Here is a 17,951-nt window from a genome sequence, read left to right as displayed (position 1 = left end):
GGGCACACTACCGGACGACGGACCGTTCCGCCTGTCCAGCCACGCCCAGAAGGTCGAGCATCGCGGCCTGATCGGGCCTGGCGGCCCGGACGATTTCACGCCACTCCATCGTGGCAAGAATCTCGGCAGCCTTGTCGGAAATCGCGATGGCCCGTGCCCCGCGCAGCCTGTCCCGCACGTCGCGGGGCAGATGCCGCAGGAACTGACGCGCCGTTTCGGCCGAGAAGAACAGGGCCGCCGCCACCGCCTCCCGCCCGATCATTTCGCGCAAGATGTCGGCAGGCGGCATCCCCGGTCGGATTCGATAGACACAACGTCGAAGAACCCTGAAGCCGCTGCGGCGCAAGGCTTCGGCCAGATCACGCCCATATCCCGGCGCGGTCGCCAGCAGCAGCGCACCCCCGGCCGGGCGCCACTCCGCCCTTACCAGATCGGCCAGCGCATCGGCCGTCCCTTCGGCCGGCGTCACATGCGCAAAACCGGCCGCACGCGCCCGGCGCGCCGTCGCGGCACCGACCGCCAGAACAGGCATGTCCACCGGCACCCAGCCGGCAAGCGCGGTGACCGCCTGGCCACTCGTGACCAGAATCGCCTGCACACCGCGCACCGGCAGCGGCGCGCGCAGGATCGGCTCGGCACACAGCGCCGGCAGGCCCACGGCACGCCAGCCCAGTGCTGTCACGGCCGCCATGGTTTCGCTCAGGCCCGGCTCCGGCCGGGTGACCAGCACCGCCGGTCGCGACCCGCCGGATGGCAGGTCGATCGGCAGGTCAGGGCGCAAAAATATCCGCGGGACTGTCGGCCCGCAGGCTGCGGCCCAGTTCGCGCCCCATCCGCTCCGCATCCGCCGGCGCGCCGGTCACCACGCGGCGCAGCAGGAAAGATCCATCCTCCCGCGCCACCAGCCCGGTCAGGCGCAGCACCGGCCCGCCCCCCTGCGCATCGTCGATCAGACGGGCATAGCCGCCGATCGGCGTGCGGCACGATCCGTCCAGCTCCGCCAGCAGGGCACGCTCGGCCGTCGAGACGGCCCGGGCCTCGTAATCCTCGATCGCCGCCAGCAACTCGCGCAGTTCGATGTCGCTTTCGCGCACCGTCACGCCCACAATCCCCTGCCCGGCCGCCGGCACCATGATCTCGGGGTCCAGAATAATGTCGGCCCGATCCCCCATGCCCAGCCGGCGCAGGCCGGCCAGCGCCAGCAGGGTGGCATCGCACTGCCCCGCCGCCAGCTTGTCCAGCCGCGTCTGCACATTGCCCCGCAGCAGGCCGAAGCGCAGATCGGGCCGCTCGTGCAGCATCTGGGCCTGCCGCCGCACCGACGCGCAGCCGACCAGTGCCCCGCGCGGCAGAGCGTCGAACGGCGCCGCCGGATCGACCTCCGGCCGCCCTTCGCCGGGCCGCAGGATCAGCACGTCCCGCGCATCCTCGCGCCGCAGGGTGCAGGCCAGCACCAGCCCGGGCGGCAGCGTCGTCTCCAGGTCTTTCAGGCTATGGACCGCAAAATCGATCCGCCCATCCGACAGCGCGTCATGGATTTCCTTGGCAAACAGGCCCTTGCCGCCAATCTCCGCCAGGCGGCGGTTCTGCACCTGATCGCCCGTGGTGTTGATCTGGTGTTCCTGGAAGGCCCCCATGTCGCGCAACACGGGGCAGAAACGCGTCAGCATGGTCAGGAAGGCACGCGTCTGCACCAGCGCCAGCGGCGACGCCCGCGTGCCGACGCGCAACGGCAACTGGCGCCGATGCGGCAAGGCGGGGCGCACCACGCCCTGCTTCTGGCGCGCGGCAGCCTCGGCCGCGATCTTTTGCAATGCCGAAGCTTGGGCCGAAGCTTGAGCCGAAGCCTGGGCGGCGGACCCGTCGGAGACGGAGGACGGAGCGAAAACCATGTGCTGTCTCTATTACCGCGACGGCCCGAAGAAAAGATGACATAACGCCCGGCGGAACTGTCTTTTGCGCAATGATCATGTCTTCTCTCCCCCTCGGCGCCCCGGCGCCGGCCGAATCCCCAGCCCAGGCGCCTATTCTGGCTCCCGTTCTGGCCATAGAATCGTCCTGCGATGACACCGCCTGCGCCATTCTGGCGCCTGACGGCACCATCCTGGCCGAAACCGTGCTGTCGCAGTCCGGGCACATCCCCTTCGGCGGCGTGGTGCCTGAGATCGCGGCCCGGGCCCATCTGGCGGCATTGCCCGGCCTGGTGTGCCAAACGCTGGACGCGGCCGGCCTGCCGGCCGGGGCACTGGGCGCCGTCGCCGCCAGCACCGGGCCGGGCCTGATCGGCGGACTGATCGTGGGTGCGGGCGTCGGCAAGGGGCTGGCCGTGGCGCTGGGCCGGCCGTTCATCGCCGTGAACCATATCGAGGCCCATGCCCTGACCGCGCGCCTGCCCGGTCTGGTGCCCGGCGGCGCCCCGTTCCCATACCTGCTGCTGCTGGTCTCCGGCGGCCATTGCCAGTGCATCGCAGTCGAGGGCGTGGGCCATTATCGCAAGCTCGGCGGCACGATCGACGACGCGGCCGGCGAGGCATTCGACAAGGTGGCGAAAATGCTCGGCCTCGGCTGGCCGGGCGGCCCGGCGGTGGAGGCCCTGGCGCGCGAGGGCGATCCGGCCCCCTGGCCGCTCCCCCGTCCATTGCACGGGCGCCCCGGCTGCGATTTCTCCTTCTCCGGCCTCAAGACCGCCGTGGCGCAGAAACTGGCCCCCTACGACAATGGCGCCCTGCCTCGCGCGGTTGCCGCCGGCATCGCCGCCAGCTTCCAGGACGCGGTGGCGGATATCGTGGGCGATCGCGTGGTCCACGCGCTGGACATGATGCCCGACGCCACCCTGCTGGTCGCGGCCGGCGGCGTCGCGGCCAACAGCGCCCTGCGCGCAAGGCTGGATGCGCTGGCCCAGGCACGCGGCCTGCCCTTCGCGGCACCACCGCTGCGCCTGTGTACCGACAATGCCGTGATGGTGGGCTGGGCGGCCATCGAAACCATGCGCGCCCGGCTCGCCCTCGGCCTGCCGCCGGTGGACGATCTGGACCTTCTGCCCCGCCCGCGCTGGCCGCTGGACCAGATGGCATCCCGATTCGACGCGACCGCCGCATGAATTACCGCCACGCCTTCCACGCCGGCAATTTCGCCGACTGCATGAAACACGCGCTGCTGGTGCTGCTGCTCCAGGCGCTGGCGCGCAAGCCGGCGGCGTTTTCGGTTCTGGACACCCATGCCGGCATCGGGCGCTACGATCTGGGCGGCGCACAGGCCACCCGCACCATGGAATGGCAGGGCGGAATCGGCCGCCTGCTGGCCGATCCACCCTCCGACCTGCCCCCTGCCTATCTGGATCTGGTCCGCCAGGCCGGCGCGCCGGAAATCTATCCCGGGTCCCCCCTGATCGCGGCGATGATGCTGCGGCCACAGGACCGGCTGGTATGCTGCGAGCTGCATCCCGAAGACAGTCTCGTGCTGCGTCACCTGTTCGCCGGCAACAGCCAGGTCTCGGTCCATGCCCGCGACGGCTATGCCGCCCTCGGCGCGCTGCTGCCGCCGCGCGATGCGAAGCGCGGCCTGGTACTGATCGATCCGCCTTTCGAGCGGCCCGACGAATTCGGCCGTCTGGCCCAAGGACTGATAACGGCGCACCGGCGATTCGCCACCGGCATCCTGGCCGGCTGGTATCCGATCAAGCACCGCGCGCCGGTGCGCGCCTTCCTCGATTCGCTGCGCGATTCGGGGATTCGCGACATCGTGGCGCTGGAACTCACCCTGCGTCCGCCACTCGACCCCACACGCCTCAACGGATGCGGATTGGTGGTGATCAATCCCCCCTTCGGCTTCACCGAGGCCGCTCTTCCGGCCCTGCGCGCCCTGACCCATCTCTCCCCTGACGGAACGGGAGAGGCGACCGTCACGCGCATCGTGGAGGAATAGGATCATGGCCACCGCACGCATTGCCGTCATCGGGGCCGGCGCCTGGGGAATCGCGCTGGCCACCCAGGCCGCCCGTGCCGGGGCGCTGGTCCACCTATGGGCCCGCCACCCCGAAACCCTGAGCGACGCCCGCACCCTGCCCCGCCTGCCGCACGTCACGCTGCCCGAGACCATCACCGTGACCGACGCCATGCCGACCCGGGCCGATGCGGTGCTGCTGGCGGTGCCCATGCAGCATCTGCGCGCCGTACTGGCACACATCCCCCCCGCCGGCCCCATGATCGCCTGCTGCAAGGGCGTGGAACGCGACACGCTGGCATTGCCATTGCAGGTGATTGCGGACCGCTATCCCGACCTACCGCGCGCGGTGCTCTCCGGCCCCAATTTCGCGCATGAAGTCGCACAGGGCCTGCCCACCGCCGCCGTCCTGGCCTGTACCAACCTGACGCTGGCCCGCACCCTGGCCGATCACCTGACCACGCCGACCTTCCGCCTCTATGCCAGTGACGACGCGATCGGCGTGCAGGTCGGCGGGGCGGCAAAGAACGTCATCGCCATCGCCGCCGGCGCCACCATCGGCGCGGGCCTGGGCGAAAACGCCCGGGCCTCGCTGATCACGCGCGGCCTCGCCGAACTGGGCCGGCTGGCGCTGGGGCTGGGTGGCCGCGCCTCCACCCTCTCGGGCCTGGCAGGCGTCGGTGACCTGATCCTCACCTGCACCGGCGCGTCATCACGCAATTTCAGCCTCGGCCTGGCACTGGGAAGGGGCGAATCGCTGGACACGATCCTGGGCAGCCGCACCACCGTCGCCGAGGGCGTCGCCACCGCCCCCGCAATCCTTGCCCTGGCCCGCGCCCATGGCATCGCCGTGCCGGTGATCGAGACGATGTCGCTGCTGCTGGCCGGCGATATCGGCCTGGACGAGGCCCGCGACCGCCTGCTCAGCCGCCCCGTCGGGACCGAGTAAACCCTATCCCGGGGTCATAGCGTTTCTGGCGCGACCGGCCGGCGGCTGGCGCCGGCTTGTTGCGCGGCCATCAACGCCGGCATCACCAGAAAAAAGCTCACAATCCCCAGGACGGCACATAACGATCCATAGCTGCCAAGAAGACCGGAAATGGAGAAGAATCCAACGCTGACTGCCAGAACCACCATGCTGAACATGGTCCGGGCATCCCCAGGATAGAGCCGCTTCTGCGCCAGCGGCAACGCATGGCAGGCGAAGCGCCAGACCAACCAGCCCGCGAATGACGTGACGAACGGGAACAGGACCCAGACGGACACCCCCAGCCCCCTGGCCAGAAGCGCCATGTCACCATGGCTCGTCAGCACCCTCAGCGGGGCATAGCTCCAGACATTGAAGGTCGAGAACGCATCGATCCACACCAGCCACCACAAGGCACGGGGATGGACGCAGCGCATGATCATGCGATGACAGACGAGTGCCGTCCCCCCGTTGGCCAGCAGGGGGCCGGCCGCAGCGATCAGCGCAGCCTGCCAGCCCCTGCCACTGGCAAAGATCGGTTCATAATCGACATCCTCATCGATCTGCTGCTGAAGCAGGATATTGTCGATCGAGGCCGATCCGTAATGCAGGGCGAATGGGTTCTCCTTCCGCTGCAACACCCATGCCATGAAGGAATGTGCATATTCATGCAGGAAATAATTGAACATATGCGCCAACAACATGGACAGGAAGACAGCGACCCCGAAACGGAGGGACCGTTCGATGGTCATCAGATCCTCTTTTCCCACCCACGCTGGCTGCCCATCGCAATCGGCTGCAACGTGACGCAATCCATCACGAACATGCTTCCCCATATCGAACCGACCGCCCCTAACGCGAAAGATCCGTCACCAGCGTCGCGACAATATCGATGGCCGGCCCCACGCTCGCGACCGGGGTCCGCTCGTTCAGCCCGTGCATGAACGAATCCGAATTCCTGATGAACAGCGGGCTGACGGCATAGCTCGGCACGCCGTGAGACCGAAACCACATGCTGTCGCTGGCACCCGATCCCAATGCCGGGAAAACGGCCACGTTCGGATAGACGCCATGCACCGCATGTTCGATGGCCCTGACGACATCCGCGCGCATGGGCGAGGCCGGCGTCTCGACCGACCCGGCCGTGACATCCGTGACCGTCATGCCGGGATCGGCCGCCGCCTGCCGAAGCTCGTTCAGGATGTCCGCCCGCGGATGGCCGGGAAAGATACGGCAATTGACGTTGGCCGTGACCCGTTGCGGCAACGCATTGAGGGCATGGCCACCATTGATCTCGGTCACGACGCAGGTGGTGCCGATCCGTCCGACGAACGACGGATCGGCGGACAGGGTCTCGATGGCATCCTCATTCGTCGGCTCGGCGGCAAAGGCACGCATCGCGGCCCCGATCGGCGCCGACTCCCACTGCGCCGCCCCAAGGAAATACCCCCGGCTCAGTTCGTTGAGTTCGGGCCGGAAGCGATAATGCTGGATGCGCAGCAGATCCTCCGCCATCTCGTCGATCGCATTCAGCGGACGCGGCTCGGAGGAATGGCCGCCGGGATTGGTGACGACAAGCTGATAGTCGGCATAGGTCTTCTCGCCGCCCTCCCAGGCGAAATAATCGGGCTTGCCGGTCTTTTCATCGATGACGCCGTTCGCCCCATCCACGTTCAGGACCATTTCGGCACCCGACAGCTTGTCCGCGATGATGGCACCCGTCGCCATCGTCGTTTCCTCATCGCCGGAAAATTCGATGATGATCGCACGCCGCGGCTTGTATCCCGCGCGCTTCAACTGAATCAGCGCCTCGATCGCGATGGCATCATCCAGCTTCATGTCGGTCGCGCCGCGCCCCAGCAGAAAGCCTTTCTCGATTTTCGCCTTGAAGGGATCGTGCGTCCAATCCTCGGCCTTCGCTTCCACGACGTCCATATGCCCGGAAATCACCAGGGGCTTGAGCGATGGATCGCTTCCCGGCCAACGCGCGATCAGATAGGCAGTCCCCTCCGCGGGGGTGATCACAATATCCGACGCGGCAAAGCCGCCCGCGACCAGCGCATCCCGAAACAGTTGCGCCACCTGCGGCGTCTGGTTGCCGGGCCCCGCGACCGAGCGCAGCGCGATCGCCTTCTCCGCCAATGCCAGAGACGCCGCCACCGCCTGGCGGTCTCCAGCAGAGGCAGACCAGGCCTGGCCCGCTACGCCGAATGCCAGAGCAACGCCCAATGCCGACCCGAGGAACGCATGTTTTCTTCCAGGTCTGAAAACGCAAGAAGGCGACGCCGCGTCGATTTTCGGCGAGATGAGGCAATCGCCATTTTCAGGCAGGAACATGTTGCGGAGAGACAATGGAATCGATCCCGAAAATTATCACAAAGTAACGATTTTTATAGCATGATCGCCTCGGGTGAAAAGCCACACGTGACAATGGCTTGCAGCCACCCCGGCACAACAATCGGCATACGAGCCCTTTTTTGGACCGGAATCATATCAAATTATCGATATTTCCAGTGTTCTCGCGCTGTTTGCAGTTGTGTCGCCTTGCCCGTCACGACGCCGGCACCAGCAAGACCCATAACGGGTGAACGTTCGCATCAGAACAGAAATACCGTCAGGCAACTGGCACTTTCCCCAATGACAGCCCACACGGCTAACCGATGAACATGCCCGCGATGGTGGCACTGGCGAAATTCGACAGCGATCCGGCAAACACCGCACGCAGCCCCATGCTCGCGACCTCTCCCCGTCGCTCGGGGGCAATGCTGCCGAACCCGGCAATCAGGATGCCGACCGACGACAGATTGGCGAACCCGCACAGCGCGAACGAGGCTATGGCCAACGCACGCGGATCAAGCGTCGCATCATGAAAATGCGGCGCCAGAGCAACATAAGCCACGAATTCGTTGAAGACGAGCTTCTGTCCCATGATCGCGCCAACCACGCCGCTTTCATGCCACGGCACCCCGATCAGCCATGCCAACGGGGCGAAGATCACGCCGAAGATCGTCTCCAGCGACAGGTTGCCCACCCCCAGCCAGCCACCCAGCCCATGGATCAGCCCATTAGCCAGCGCGATCAGCCCGATAAAGGCGATCAACATCCCACCGACCGCCACCGCAACGCCGACACCGCTGGCGGTGCCGATGGCGATAGCCTCGAAGACATTGACCGGATGCTCATGGCCGAATTCCAGGTCGAGGCCCGAGATTCGCGTCCGTTCGCGCGACGGCATCAGGATCTTGGCGAACAGCAGCCCGCCCGGAATCGCCATCACCGACGCCGCCAGCAGATAATCCATCGGCACGCCCAGCCCGGCATACCCCACCAGCACCGAGCCTGCGACCGAAGCCGTGCCGCTGGACATGACGGCGAACAGTTCCTCCCGCGTCAGAAGCGGCACATACGGGCGCAGCGCCACCGGCATCTCGCTCTGGCCGAGAAAAATCGTCGTGACGGCCGAGAAGGATTCGATCATCGAGGTGCCCAGCACCCGCCGCAGCATCCCGCCCAGCAGCCGCGCCAGCCGCTGCATGATCCGGTAATAATACAGGATCGCGATCAGGGCCGAGATATAGGCAATCTGCGGCAGAATCCGCAGCGCGAAGATGAAGCCGCCATCGGGAAACAGCACATCCATGCGCGGGCCGACCAGAGGCCCGAACAGGAAGGCACTCCCCTGCGCGCCATACCCCAGCACGGTATCGACGGCGCCGGAAATCGCGTGCAGCGCCACCCGCCCCGGCGGCACGAACAGGATCAGCCCACCCAGCGCCACCTGCATCGCCACCGCCGCCAGTATGATGCGGGGGCGGATACCCCGCCGGTCCGCCGAAAACGCCACCGCCAGTGCAATCAGGCAGGCCAACCCGAGAATGCCATGCAGGACCGCCATTCCACCCCACCAATCCACATCGTAACGGCACAAAACCGTAACGACACTGTGCCCTGCGCGATGTGCTGTCCAGAGTGGCGGACAGCGCCGGGCGTCCCCACTCGTGCGGCGAGGGAAACTGCTCTAGGCTCCAACCCGTTATAGATCGCAACAGACCGAATCGGCTCCCATGACGACCGCGTACGACTTTACCCTCCCGGCCCTGGAAGGCGGCACGATCGACCTCGGCGCCTTGCGGGGCAAACCGGTGCTGATCGTGAACACCGCGTCGAAATGCGGCTTCACCCCCCAGTTCGAGGGCCTGCAGGCGCTCTGGTCGTTCTATCGCGGCAGCGGCCTGACGGTGATCGGCGTGCCGTCGAACGATTTCGGCAACCAGGAACCCGGCACCGCCGACCAGATCGCCACCTTCTGCGCCCGCAATTACAGCGTCACCTTTCCCATGGCCACGCGCAGCCACGTTCGCGGCCCCGAGGCGATTCCGCTCTTCCGCTGGCTGGGGCAGCAGGGCGGCCTGCTCGCCCGTCCGCGCTGGAATTTCTACAAATACCTGATCGGCCGGGACGGCACGCTGGCCGACTGGTTCGTCAGCCTCACCTCGCCCGAATCCCGGCGCATGCGCCTGGCCATCGAACGCACGATCCTGGATCACTGACCCCTCCTTCCACCGCACGAATCAAGCTGGGCCGGATGAGTGGGGTCGTGCAGTATGCGCGCGGCAAGGCAGGAGGTCCCGTTTGCTCAGAGGTTTTCTTACGGTTGGCGGCTGGACGATGCTCAGCCGCGTGCTGGGTCTGGTGCGCGATCAGCTGCTGGCGGCCTTCCTGGGGGCCGGGCCGATCCAGGATGCCTATCAGGTGGCCTTCCGCCTGCCGAACATGTTCCGCCAGCTCTTCGGCGAAGGCGCGCTGAACACGGCCTTCGTCCCGCTCTTTTCCGCCATGCTCACGACCGACGGCACCGAAAAGGCCCGCCGCTTCGCCAGCGAGACCTTCAGCGTCCTGCTGACCTGGCTGACGCTGATCGCGGTGCTGGGCGAGATCTTCATGCCGCAGGTCGTCAGCGTGATCGCCGCCGGCTTCCCCATGGATGGCGACCGCTACCATATGGCGGTCACGCTCAGCCGCATCACCTTTCCCTATCTGGTACTGATCTGCGCGGCGGCACTGGTGTCGGGCGTGCTGAACGGCCTGCATAGGTTCGGCGTGGCGGCGGCGGCCTATGTATCCTTCAATGTCGTCGGCATCGCGGCGATCCTCCTGCTCCCGCCGCTGACCGGCGATGTCGGAAAGGCGGCGGCCTGGGGCGTCACCGCATCGGGCGTCGCCCAATTGGGGCTGCTGCTGCTGGCGGTCCGGCGTACCGGCTTCCGCCTGATGCTGATGCCGCCACGCCTGACGGCGCGCATCCATACCCTGATCCGGCGCATGGCGATCGGCTGCCTGGGCAGCGGCATCAGCCAGATCAACCTGCTGGTCGATACCATCATCGCCTCGTACCTGCCGGCCGGCAGCGTGTCGTTCATCTATTTCGCCGACCGCATCAACCAGTTGCCGCTGGGCGTGCTGGGGGCGGCTGCCGGCACCACCCTGCTGCCGGTCCTCAGCCGCCACGTGGCGGCCGAGGACCATGACGGCGCCCACGGCGCGCAGAACCGGGCGATCGACTATGCCATGGTCCTGACCCTGCCGGCCGCGCTGGGCATGATCGTGCTGGCCCACCCGATCATCGCCACACTGTTCCAGCATGGCGCCTTCACCCCGCGCGACGCCATGCTGTCGGCGCAGTCGCTGCGCGCCTTCGCCATCGGCCTGCCCGCCTTCGTGCTGATCAAGGTCCTGGCCCCGGGCTTTTTCGCCAGGGGCGACACGGCGACACCGGTGCGGATCGGCCTGTTCACGCTCACCCTGAATTTCGTCCTGAACCTGCTGCTGATGCATCCGCTGCTCCATGCCGGGCCGCCCCTGGCCAGCAGCCTGGCGGCGATCGTCAATGTGGCAACGCTCGGCTTCGTGCTGCGCCGCCGGGGCCTGCTGCACATCGCCCCCGCCACGCTGTCGCGGGTCGCCCGGATGATGCTCGCGGCACTGGGCATGGCAGCGGTGCTGCTGATGCTGAACCTGACGGTCCTCGGGCCCCTGGCCGTCCGCCACGGCCCCTTGCGGATCGTGGCGCTGATGCTCCTGGTCACCGCCGGCATGCTGGCCTACGGCCTCGGGCTGCAACTGCTCGGCGTGATGGAACTCCGCGCGGCCGGGACGATGCTGCGCGCCCGGCTGGCCCGGCGACGCGGCAGCGCGGCCTGACCGGCCATGGCACGGCATTTCCCGGCTGGCACATCGGCATGCGGGCCTGTACACAGGCCCGCATGACGCTCCCTTCTCCGGACGGCGCCACCCCGGCCATGGCGCAATGGTTTTCCCTGAAAGCCGAACATCCCGAAGCCCTGCTGTTCTTCCGCATGGGCGATTTCTACGAAATGTTCTTCTCCGACGCCGAAGCGGCGGCCGGTGCGCTGGACATTTCGCTGACAACGCGCGGCACGCACGGCGACATGCCGATCCCGATGTGCGGCGTGCCGGTGGCGGCAGCCTCGGCCTATCTGGCGCGGCTGATCCGCCGGGGCTTCCGCGTCGCGGTGGCCGAGCAGACCGAACCGGCGCGCAAACCCGGCAAGGGCGTGCCCAAGGGGCCGCTGGCCCGCGCGGTGGTACGCCTGGTCACCCCCGGCACCCTGACCGAGGACGAGCTCCTGGAAGCCGGCCGGCAGAACCTGCTGGTGGCGGTCGCGGCCGGCGCGGGCCGTGCCCCGGCCAGCCGGAACTGGGGCGTCTCCTGGATCGACATCTCGACCGGCGCGTTCGAGACCGCGTCCGTCCCGCCCGACGGGCTGATGGACCTGCTGGGCCGCCTGGACCCGGCCGAGATCCTGGCCGCCGGCGGCATCGACCTGGGCGATTTCGATGCCCGGCGCGCGCCGGAAGCCACCACGCCGGCCGCTGCAACGGCACGCCGCCGGGTGGCCGAGACCTTTGCAGTCGCCAGTCTGGACGCCTTCGGCACCTTCTCGGACGAAGAAGCCGTCGCCGCCGCGATGGCGCTGGATTATGTCCGGCGCAGCCAGGCCGGGCAGATGCCACGCCTCGCCCACCCCCACGCCCATGAAAATGGCGGCATCCTGGGCCTGGACCCGGCCACCCGCGCCAGCCTGGACCTGCTGCGCACCCGCGACGGCACCACCGAGCATACGCTGCTGGCCAGCGTCAGCCGCACCGTCACCGCACCCGGCAGCCGCCTGCTGGCGGAATGGATTGCCGCCCCCCTCACCCGTAGCGCACCGATCGCCGCCCGCCAGGACGGATGGTCGTGGCTGATCGAGGAAGGCGGCATCCGCGCCGCCCTGCGCCAGGGGCTGCGGGGCACCCCCGACATCGCCCGCGCGCTGGCCCGCCTGTCGTTGGGCCGGGGCCTGCCGCGCGACGCGGCAGCGGTGCGCGACGGGCTGTCCATCGCCCGGCGCATTGCCGCATCCCTGGCCGATGGCCGCGCGGCGCCCCCCGCCCCGATCGCCGATGCCATGGGCCATCTGGGCGGCGGCACGATGCTGGAGGACCGGCTGAAACAGGCACTGGCGGAATCCCTGCCCGCCCGCGTCGAGGATGGCGGCGTGATCGCCCCCGGCTTCGACCCGGAACTGGACGCCGAACGGGGCCTGCGCGACGACAGCCGGCGGATCATCGCCAGCTTGCAGAACGACTACGCGCAGCAATTCGGGGTCGCCAGCCTCAAGATCCGCCACCACGCCCAGCTTGGCTACGTCATCGAAATCCCGACCGCCGCCGCCACGCGCGTGCGCGACCGCACGGACCTGATCCTGCGCCAGGGCACGGCCAGCGCCGCACGTTTCTCGACCGACGAACTGATCAGCCTGGACCGCCGCATCGCCGAGGCCGGGGAACGCGCGAGCGCGCGAGAACGCGGCATCTTCGCCGCCCTGGTGCGCGACATCCTGGCCGAGCCTGCGGTGCCGGCCATCGCCCACGCGCTGGCGGTGCTGGACGTGCTGCAATCCTGCGCCGATCTCGCGGCCGGCGGCCTGTGGTGCCGGCCCGAGGTCACCGACGATGCCGCCTTCACCCTGACCGGCTGCCGCCATCCGGTGGTCGAGGCCGCGCTGCCGCGCAGCGAGCGCTTCACCCCGAACGACTGCGTGCTGGAACCCGCCCAGCGCGTCATGCTGCTTACGGGGCCGAACATGGCGGGCAAATCGACCTTCCTGCGCCAGGGCGCGCTGGCCGTGATCCTGGCCCAGGCCGGGTTGCCGGTGCCGGCCAAGGCCGCGCGGATCGGCATCGTCGACCGGCTGTTCTCGCGCGTCGGCGCGTCGGACGACCTGGCACGCGGCCGCTCGACCTTCATGGTCGAAATGACCGAGACGGCGGCGATCCTGAATCAGGCCGGGCCACGCTCGCTGGTGGTGGTAGACGAAATCGGCCGTGGCACCGCGACGCTGGACGGCCTGGCGATCGCCTGGGCGGTGCTGGAAGCCATGCATTCCACGTTGCGGTGCCGCTCGATTTTCGCAACGCACTTCCACGAACTGGCCGAGCTCGCCGAAAGCCTTCCCCGCCTCTCCCCCCACACCATGAGCGTGCGCGAATGGAAGGGTCAGGTGGTGTTCCAGCACGAGGTCGTTCCGGGTTCGGCACGCCGAAGCTGGGGCGTGCACGTGGCCCGGCTGGCAGGCGTGCCGGAGCCGGTTGTCCGCCGTGCGGCTAGGCTTCTGACCGGTCTGGAAAAGGAACGCGCGGTCGGCGCCCGACCGCTGCCGCTCTTCGCCTCCACCGATGCGCCGGCAACGCCGGAACCGGTCGATACGGCCGAGCCCGGCGTGCCGGAAGCGGTGCGCCAGATGCTCGAACAGCTCGATCCGGATGCCTTGACGCCGCGCGGCGCGCTGGACACGGTCTACGCCCTCAAGAAACTGATGCTTGAAGAATCGCGGCATCTGGACCACGGATAGAACTGGAAGAGGCTGCTTCAAAAGCGTCGATGGTGAGCGGAAGCGCGGCTTGCCGCGCGTCAGGCGGTGGTTTTCGAGCATCGGAGCGGAGCGGCCTAGATCGCTGCCCGCCGCGAAGCGCAGAAAACCGCCATCAGGCCGCCGCAACCGTGGCTTTTGAAGCAGCCTCTGAGGCCGGGCGGGCGTCCGGCCGTCAACATTTTCAGGAAACCGATCACGCCGCGATGCCGACCTTGTCTTCTCCTTCCCTGTCCGTCAGGGACCTGACCCGAAGCCTCGCGGCCTCTCTCCTGTCATCGGAAACGGGGGGGCCCGTCCCGCGCGACGAGGCCATCGGCCTGTTCCGCCGGCATCTCGCCCGGTTCCAGGCGTCGGTGCGCGAGGAATTCGAAGCCCATCGCCTGCATGGCGCCTCCGCGGCCAAGCAGCTGGCGCAGTATACTGACGGCATGATCCGCACGCTGGTCGATTTCACGGTCGAGCACGCGCTGGAATTCGCGCCCGAATCCGGGCGGCCGACCCTGGCTGTGGCCGCGACCGGCGGCTACGGGCGCGGCATGCTGGCCCCCTTCAGCGATATCGACCTGCTGTTCCTGACGCCGGACGAACCCTCGGCCGATGTCAGCCGCGTGGTTGAATATATCCTGTATTTCCTGTGGGATCTGGGGCTGAAGGTCGGGCACGCCACCCGCTCCATCCCCCAATGCATCGCCGAGGCCGAGGCCGATACCACGGTCCGCACCACACTGCTGGATGCACGGCTGCTGGCGGGTGACGACGCGCTGTTCGCGATGTTCGAGGCCCGTTACATCGTCGCCTGCGTCGAGGCCGGGGCCGCGCGCTTCATTACCGACAAGCGCAAGGAACGCACGGCCCGCCACCACCGGTTCGGCGACAGCCCCTATCTGGTGGAACCCAACGTCAAGGAAGGGCGCGGCGGCCTGCGCGACCTGCAGACGCTCTACTGGATGTGCCGCTACACGTTCGGCACACGCCACGTCTCCGACCTGCTGGCCCCCGGCTTCAGCAGCCTGGGCCTGCTCACCGAGCAGGAAGCCAAGCGGGCCCGCCGCTCGTGGAACTTCCTGTGGAGCGTGCGGCTGCACCTGCATTACATCTCGGGCCGCGCCGAGGAACGGCTGACCTTCGACGTCCAGCCCGTGGTCGGCGCGCGCATGGGCTATACCCGCCACGGCCGCCAGGTCGGGGTGGAGCGCTTCATGCGCCATTATTTCCTGACAGTGCGCGAGGTCATGCGCCTGACCCATGTGCTGGAACCGGCGGTGATGCGCCAGGCGCTGGGCCCGACCGCAAACGCGCCGCAGGCCGATGCCGCGATGCGCGACGCAGGCTTCACGGTACTGGACGGCCAGATCCTACCCGAACGCGGCACCTCCTTCGATGCCGAGCCGATCCAGATGATGCGGCTGCTGGAATGGGCGCGAACGCGCAAGCTGCCGATCCACCCGCTGGCCATGCACAAGCTGATCCGCTGGGAACGCCGCGCCGCCAGCCTGCGCGGCAATCCTGAGGCGGCACGGATCTTCCTCGACCTGCTGTGCGGCGCGCCGCCCGAGCGCGCCCTCCGCCCTGCCCCCGCAACCGAAGCCACGGGCGCACCGCGCGAGGAAGCACCCAGCTTCCACGCCACAGCGGAAGACCGGCGACAGGGCAATGCCTACTGGCTGCATATCCTGAACGAAACCGGGATCATGGGGCGCCTGATGCCCGACTGGTCACGCATCGTCGGCCAGATGCAGTTCGACACCTATCACGTCTTCACGGTCGACGAGCACACGATCGAGGCCATCCGCATCTTCGGCCGGATCGAACACGGCGCCATGGCCGACGAGATCCCGCTGGCCTACGACCTGGCGCGCAATCTCCAGTCCCGCCGCGCGCTCTACATGGCCATCCTGCTGCACGACATCGCCAAGGGGCGCGGCGGCGACCATTCCGAACTGGGCTCCGAGATCGCGCTGGAAGTCTGCCCCGAAATGGGCCTGACCGGCGAGGAAACCGAAACCGTCTCATGGCTGGTGCTGCATCACCTGCTGCTCAGCCAGACCGCCTTCCAGCGCGATATCGACGACCCCAAGACCATCCTCGACCTGGCCGACACCATCCAGTCGCCCGAACGGCTGCGCCTGCTGCTGCTGCTCACGATCGTCGACATGCGCGCCGTCAGCCCGCGCGTCTGGAACGCCTGGAAGGCAACCCTGCTGCACGAACTGTACATGCGCGTGGCCGAGGTGCTGGAAGGCGGACTGGCCACGACCGAGCGCGACGTGCGCGTGGCCCGCGCCAAGGAAGCGGTGGCCGAAATCCTGGAAGAAGATGGCTCCGCCCCCGAGGAGACCGAGCATTTCCTCGGCCTCGGTTATGGCAGCTACTGGCTGTCCTTCGACCAGGACACGCACGCCCGCCACGCCCTGCTGATCCGGGAATCCGAACGCCGGGACTCTCCGCTGACGGTGGAAACCCAGCCCCTGCCGACACGCGGCGTCACCGAGGTCACGATCTATACCGCCGACCATCCCGGCCTGTTCTCGCGCATCGCCGGCGCGCTGGCGATCGCGGGCGCCTCGATCGTGGACGCCCGCATCCACACGCTGATCAACGGCATGGCGCTGGACACGTTCTGGATTCAGGACGCCAGCGGCGAAGCGTTCGAGGAGCCGCACCAGCTCGCCCGCCTGTCCGCACTGGTCGAGCAGAGCCTTTCCGGGCGGGTGGACATCGCCCGCGAAATCGGCGGCATCGGCCGTATGCGCTATGGACGCCGCATGCGCGCGATCCACGTGCCGCCCCGGGTGGTGATCGATAACCGCGCCTCGAACAGCTACACGGTCATCGAGATCAACGGCCGCGACCGGCCCGGCCTGCTTCATGACGTGACCCAGGCGATCAGCGGCCATAAATTGCAGATCGCCTCGGCCCACATCACCACCTACGGCGTGCGCGCGGTCGACGTCTTCTACGTCAAGGACCTGTTCGGGCTGAAGATCACCGACGAACACCGCCTGACCGAAATCCGCGAGGCCCTGATCCACGGCCTGCGCCAGGCCGAGGAAGCTGCAACCAGCGACACCGACGCTCCGCCCGTCGAAACACTGTCCATCTGACGGCATGCCATTTCACGGGGCGACGGCGCATCGGCAAGACCGGTCCCATCCCCCGCTGGCCCTGACTAGGCAACACCGGCTTCCACACGCGTTCGCGACACTCGTTGCGCGACTGGAAATCATGGCATGAATTCCTGACAGCAACCTGAACAGACCGGCAATGCGAACATAAAAACAAAATGAAACCGGACATCGATGCATCCTGAAAAATGCATTTCGAGAAAAAGAGATTTTACATCATAGATAACTACCGGTTCCATTGATCAGGGCAGCCCGTCCCATGTCGCGACTTCGCATGCATGCCGAACACCATGCCGTCGAGAAACTGGGGTGGCTGCGGGCCGCCGTCCTGGGCGCCAATGACGGCACATTATCGACCGGCAGCCTGATCGTGGGCGTCGCCAGTTCTCATGCGTCACGCGGCAGCATCCTGGTCGCGGGCCTGTCGGCGCTTGTGGCCGGGGCCCTGTCCATGGCCGCCGGCGAATATGTCTCGGTCAGTTCCCAGGCGGATTCGGAGCACGCGGACCTCGCCCGCGAAAAGCGCGAACTGGCCACCGACTGGGGTGGCGAGGTCAACGAACTGACCGGAATCTACCGCAAACGGGGGCTGGACGAGGCCCTGGCCCGCCAGGTGGCGGTCGAACTCATGAAGCATGACGCGCTCGCCGCACATGCCCGTGACGAACTCGGGCTCTCCGATGCCACGGCAGCCCGGCCCTTCCAGGCGGCACTCGCCTCGGCCTCGGCCTTTTCCTCCGGCGCCCTCCTACCGGTCCTGACGGCGGTCCTGACGCCGGAACCCTATGTGTCCTGGGCCGTATCCGCCATTTCCGTCCTGGCACTCGCCGGTCTCGGGGCCGTCGGAGCGGTGGCAGGCGGGGCCCGGCCGCTGCGCCCCACGCTTCGGGTCACGTTCTGGGGGCTGATCGCGATGATCGTCACCGGCGGTATCGGGCAGCTCTTCGGTGTGTAGCGCGTCCCCGCGCAACACCATCT

Annotated in this window: 13 protein-coding genes; 8 read left to right on the top strand and 5 right to left on the bottom strand. The window is 67.8% G+C overall.

Annotated elements, in window-relative coordinates; genetic code table 11:
- Positions 1 to 7: 7 nt before the first annotated feature.
- The gene (locus tag HLH35_RS11665; protein WP_246385040.1) at positions 8 to 781 is read right to left on the bottom strand and encodes a uroporphyrinogen-III synthase; all 774 of its coding nucleotides are present in this window, start codon (positions 779 to 781) and stop codon (positions 8 to 10) included.
- Positions 771 to 1,892 (bottom strand): hydroxymethylbilane synthase, encoded by a 1,122-nt coding sequence (gene hemC / locus HLH35_RS11660; protein ID WP_182979296.1) that lies wholly within the window; start codon positions 1,890 to 1,892, stop codon positions 771 to 773. Before hemC ends, HLH35_RS11665 begins: the two co-directional genes overlap by 11 nt.
- 71 nt (positions 1,893 to 1,963) lie before the next feature.
- Here hemC and tsaD point away from each other — a divergent pair, with 71 nt between their 5' ends.
- Genes tsaD through HLH35_RS11645 form a run of 3 tightly spaced genes read left to right on the top strand, consistent with a single transcriptional unit; the run spans position 1,964 to position 4,891 of the window.
- Entirely contained in the window at positions 1,964 to 3,100 is a 1,137-nt protein-coding gene (tsaD, locus tag HLH35_RS11655; protein ID WP_408870119.1) for a tRNA (adenosine(37)-N6)-threonylcarbamoyltransferase complex transferase subunit TsaD, read from the top strand.
- Positions 3,097 to 3,924 (top strand): 23S rRNA (adenine(2030)-N(6))-methyltransferase RlmJ, encoded by an 828-nt coding sequence (locus HLH35_RS11650; RefSeq protein ID WP_182979294.1) that lies wholly within the window; start codon positions 3,097 to 3,099, stop codon positions 3,922 to 3,924. The genes tsaD and HLH35_RS11650 overlap by 4 nt, the downstream gene beginning before the upstream one ends.
- 4 nt (positions 3,925 to 3,928) lie before the next feature.
- On the top strand, positions 3,929 to 4,891 hold the full coding sequence (locus HLH35_RS11645; RefSeq protein ID WP_182979293.1) for an NAD(P)H-dependent glycerol-3-phosphate dehydrogenase: 963 nt from the start codon (positions 3,929 to 3,931) through the stop codon (positions 4,889 to 4,891).
- A 14-nt stretch (positions 4,892 to 4,905) separates the two neighbouring features.
- Here HLH35_RS11645 and HLH35_RS11640 read toward each other — a convergent pair whose 3' ends face one another.
- The 3 genes from HLH35_RS11640 to HLH35_RS11630 all read right to left on the bottom strand — a co-directional run bounded on the left by HLH35_RS11640 (position 4,906) and on the right by HLH35_RS11630 (position 8,804).
- Positions 4,906 to 5,661, bottom strand: coding sequence for a hypothetical protein (locus HLH35_RS11640; RefSeq protein ID WP_182979292.1), 756 nt, complete (start codon positions 5,659 to 5,661; stop codon positions 4,906 to 4,908).
- 100 nt (positions 5,662 to 5,761) lie between these two features.
- Positions 5,762 to 7,126, bottom strand: a complete 1,365-nt coding sequence (locus tag HLH35_RS11635) for a M20/M25/M40 family metallo-hydrolase (RefSeq protein ID WP_246385045.1) — start codon at positions 7,124 to 7,126, stop codon at positions 5,762 to 5,764.
- Positions 7,127 to 7,562: 436 nt separating this feature from the next.
- Entirely contained in the window at positions 7,563 to 8,804 is a 1,242-nt protein-coding gene (locus HLH35_RS11630; RefSeq protein ID WP_182979291.1) for a NupC/NupG family nucleoside CNT transporter, read from the bottom strand.
- A gap of 169 nt (positions 8,805 to 8,973) precedes the next feature.
- On the opposite strand from HLH35_RS11630, the gene HLH35_RS11625 reads away from it, so the two are divergent.
- The 5 genes from HLH35_RS11625 to HLH35_RS11605 all read left to right on the top strand — a co-directional run bounded on the left by HLH35_RS11625 (position 8,974) and on the right by HLH35_RS11605 (position 17,928).
- Positions 8,974 to 9,459, top strand: a complete 486-nt coding sequence (locus HLH35_RS11625; protein ID WP_182965549.1) for a glutathione peroxidase — start codon at positions 8,974 to 8,976, stop codon at positions 9,457 to 9,459.
- A gap of 82 nt (positions 9,460 to 9,541) precedes the next feature.
- A complete protein-coding gene (gene murJ / locus HLH35_RS11620) occupies positions 9,542 to 11,110 on the top strand; it encodes a murein biosynthesis integral membrane protein MurJ (protein WP_182979290.1) in 1,569 nt (522 codons plus the stop codon).
- Positions 11,111 to 11,172: 62 nt separating this feature from the next.
- Positions 11,173 to 13,827: a DNA mismatch repair protein MutS gene (gene mutS / locus HLH35_RS11615; RefSeq protein ID WP_182979355.1), complete on the top strand. Its 2,655-nt coding sequence runs from the start codon at positions 11,173 to 11,175 to the stop codon at positions 13,825 to 13,827.
- Positions 13,828 to 14,051: 224 nt separating this feature from the next.
- Complete coding sequence (locus HLH35_RS11610; RefSeq protein WP_182979289.1) at positions 14,052 to 16,952, top strand: [protein-PII] uridylyltransferase; 2,901 nt, start codon at positions 14,052 to 14,054, stop codon at positions 16,950 to 16,952.
- Between the two features lie 280 nt (positions 16,953 to 17,232).
- Positions 17,233 to 17,928, top strand: coding sequence for a VIT1/CCC1 transporter family protein (locus tag HLH35_RS11605; RefSeq protein ID WP_182979288.1), 696 nt, complete (start codon positions 17,233 to 17,235; stop codon positions 17,926 to 17,928).
- Positions 17,929 to 17,951: the final 23 nt, after the last annotated feature.

The sequence above is a fragment of the Gluconacetobacter asukensis genome (genome assembly GCF_014174375.1).
Classification (GTDB): domain Bacteria; phylum Pseudomonadota; class Alphaproteobacteria; order Acetobacterales; family Acetobacteraceae; genus Gluconacetobacter; species Gluconacetobacter asukensis.
The sequence above is the reverse complement of the archived record's forward strand: the minus strand, read 5'-3'. Positions and strand labels throughout refer to the sequence as shown.

Coding starts and splice junctions, on each gene's coding strand:
- hemC (WP_182979296.1), bottom strand. CDS start 1,892: ATGGTTTTCGCTCCGTCCTCCGTCTCCGACGGGTCCGCCGCCCAGGCT.
- tsaD (WP_408870119.1), top strand. CDS start 1,964: ATGATCATGTCTTCTCTCCCCCTCGGCGCCCCGGCGCCGGCCGAATCC.
- HLH35_RS11650 (WP_182979294.1), top strand. CDS start 3,097: ATGAATTACCGCCACGCCTTCCACGCCGGCAATTTCGCCGACTGCATG.
- HLH35_RS11645 (WP_182979293.1), top strand. CDS start 3,929: ATGGCCACCGCACGCATTGCCGTCATCGGGGCCGGCGCCTGGGGAATC.
- HLH35_RS11640 (WP_182979292.1), bottom strand. CDS start 5,661: ATGACCATCGAACGGTCCCTCCGTTTCGGGGTCGCTGTCTTCCTGTCC.
- HLH35_RS11630 (WP_182979291.1), bottom strand. CDS start 8,804: ATGGCGGTCCTGCATGGCATTCTCGGGTTGGCCTGCCTGATTGCACTG.
- HLH35_RS11625 (WP_182965549.1), top strand. CDS start 8,974: ATGACGACCGCGTACGACTTTACCCTCCCGGCCCTGGAAGGCGGCACG.
- mutS (WP_182979355.1), top strand. CDS start 11,173: ATGACGCTCCCTTCTCCGGACGGCGCCACCCCGGCCATGGCGCAATGG.
- HLH35_RS11610 (WP_182979289.1), top strand. CDS start 14,052: ATGCCGACCTTGTCTTCTCCTTCCCTGTCCGTCAGGGACCTGACCCGA.
- HLH35_RS11605 (WP_182979288.1), top strand. CDS start 17,233: ATGTCGCGACTTCGCATGCATGCCGAACACCATGCCGTCGAGAAACTG.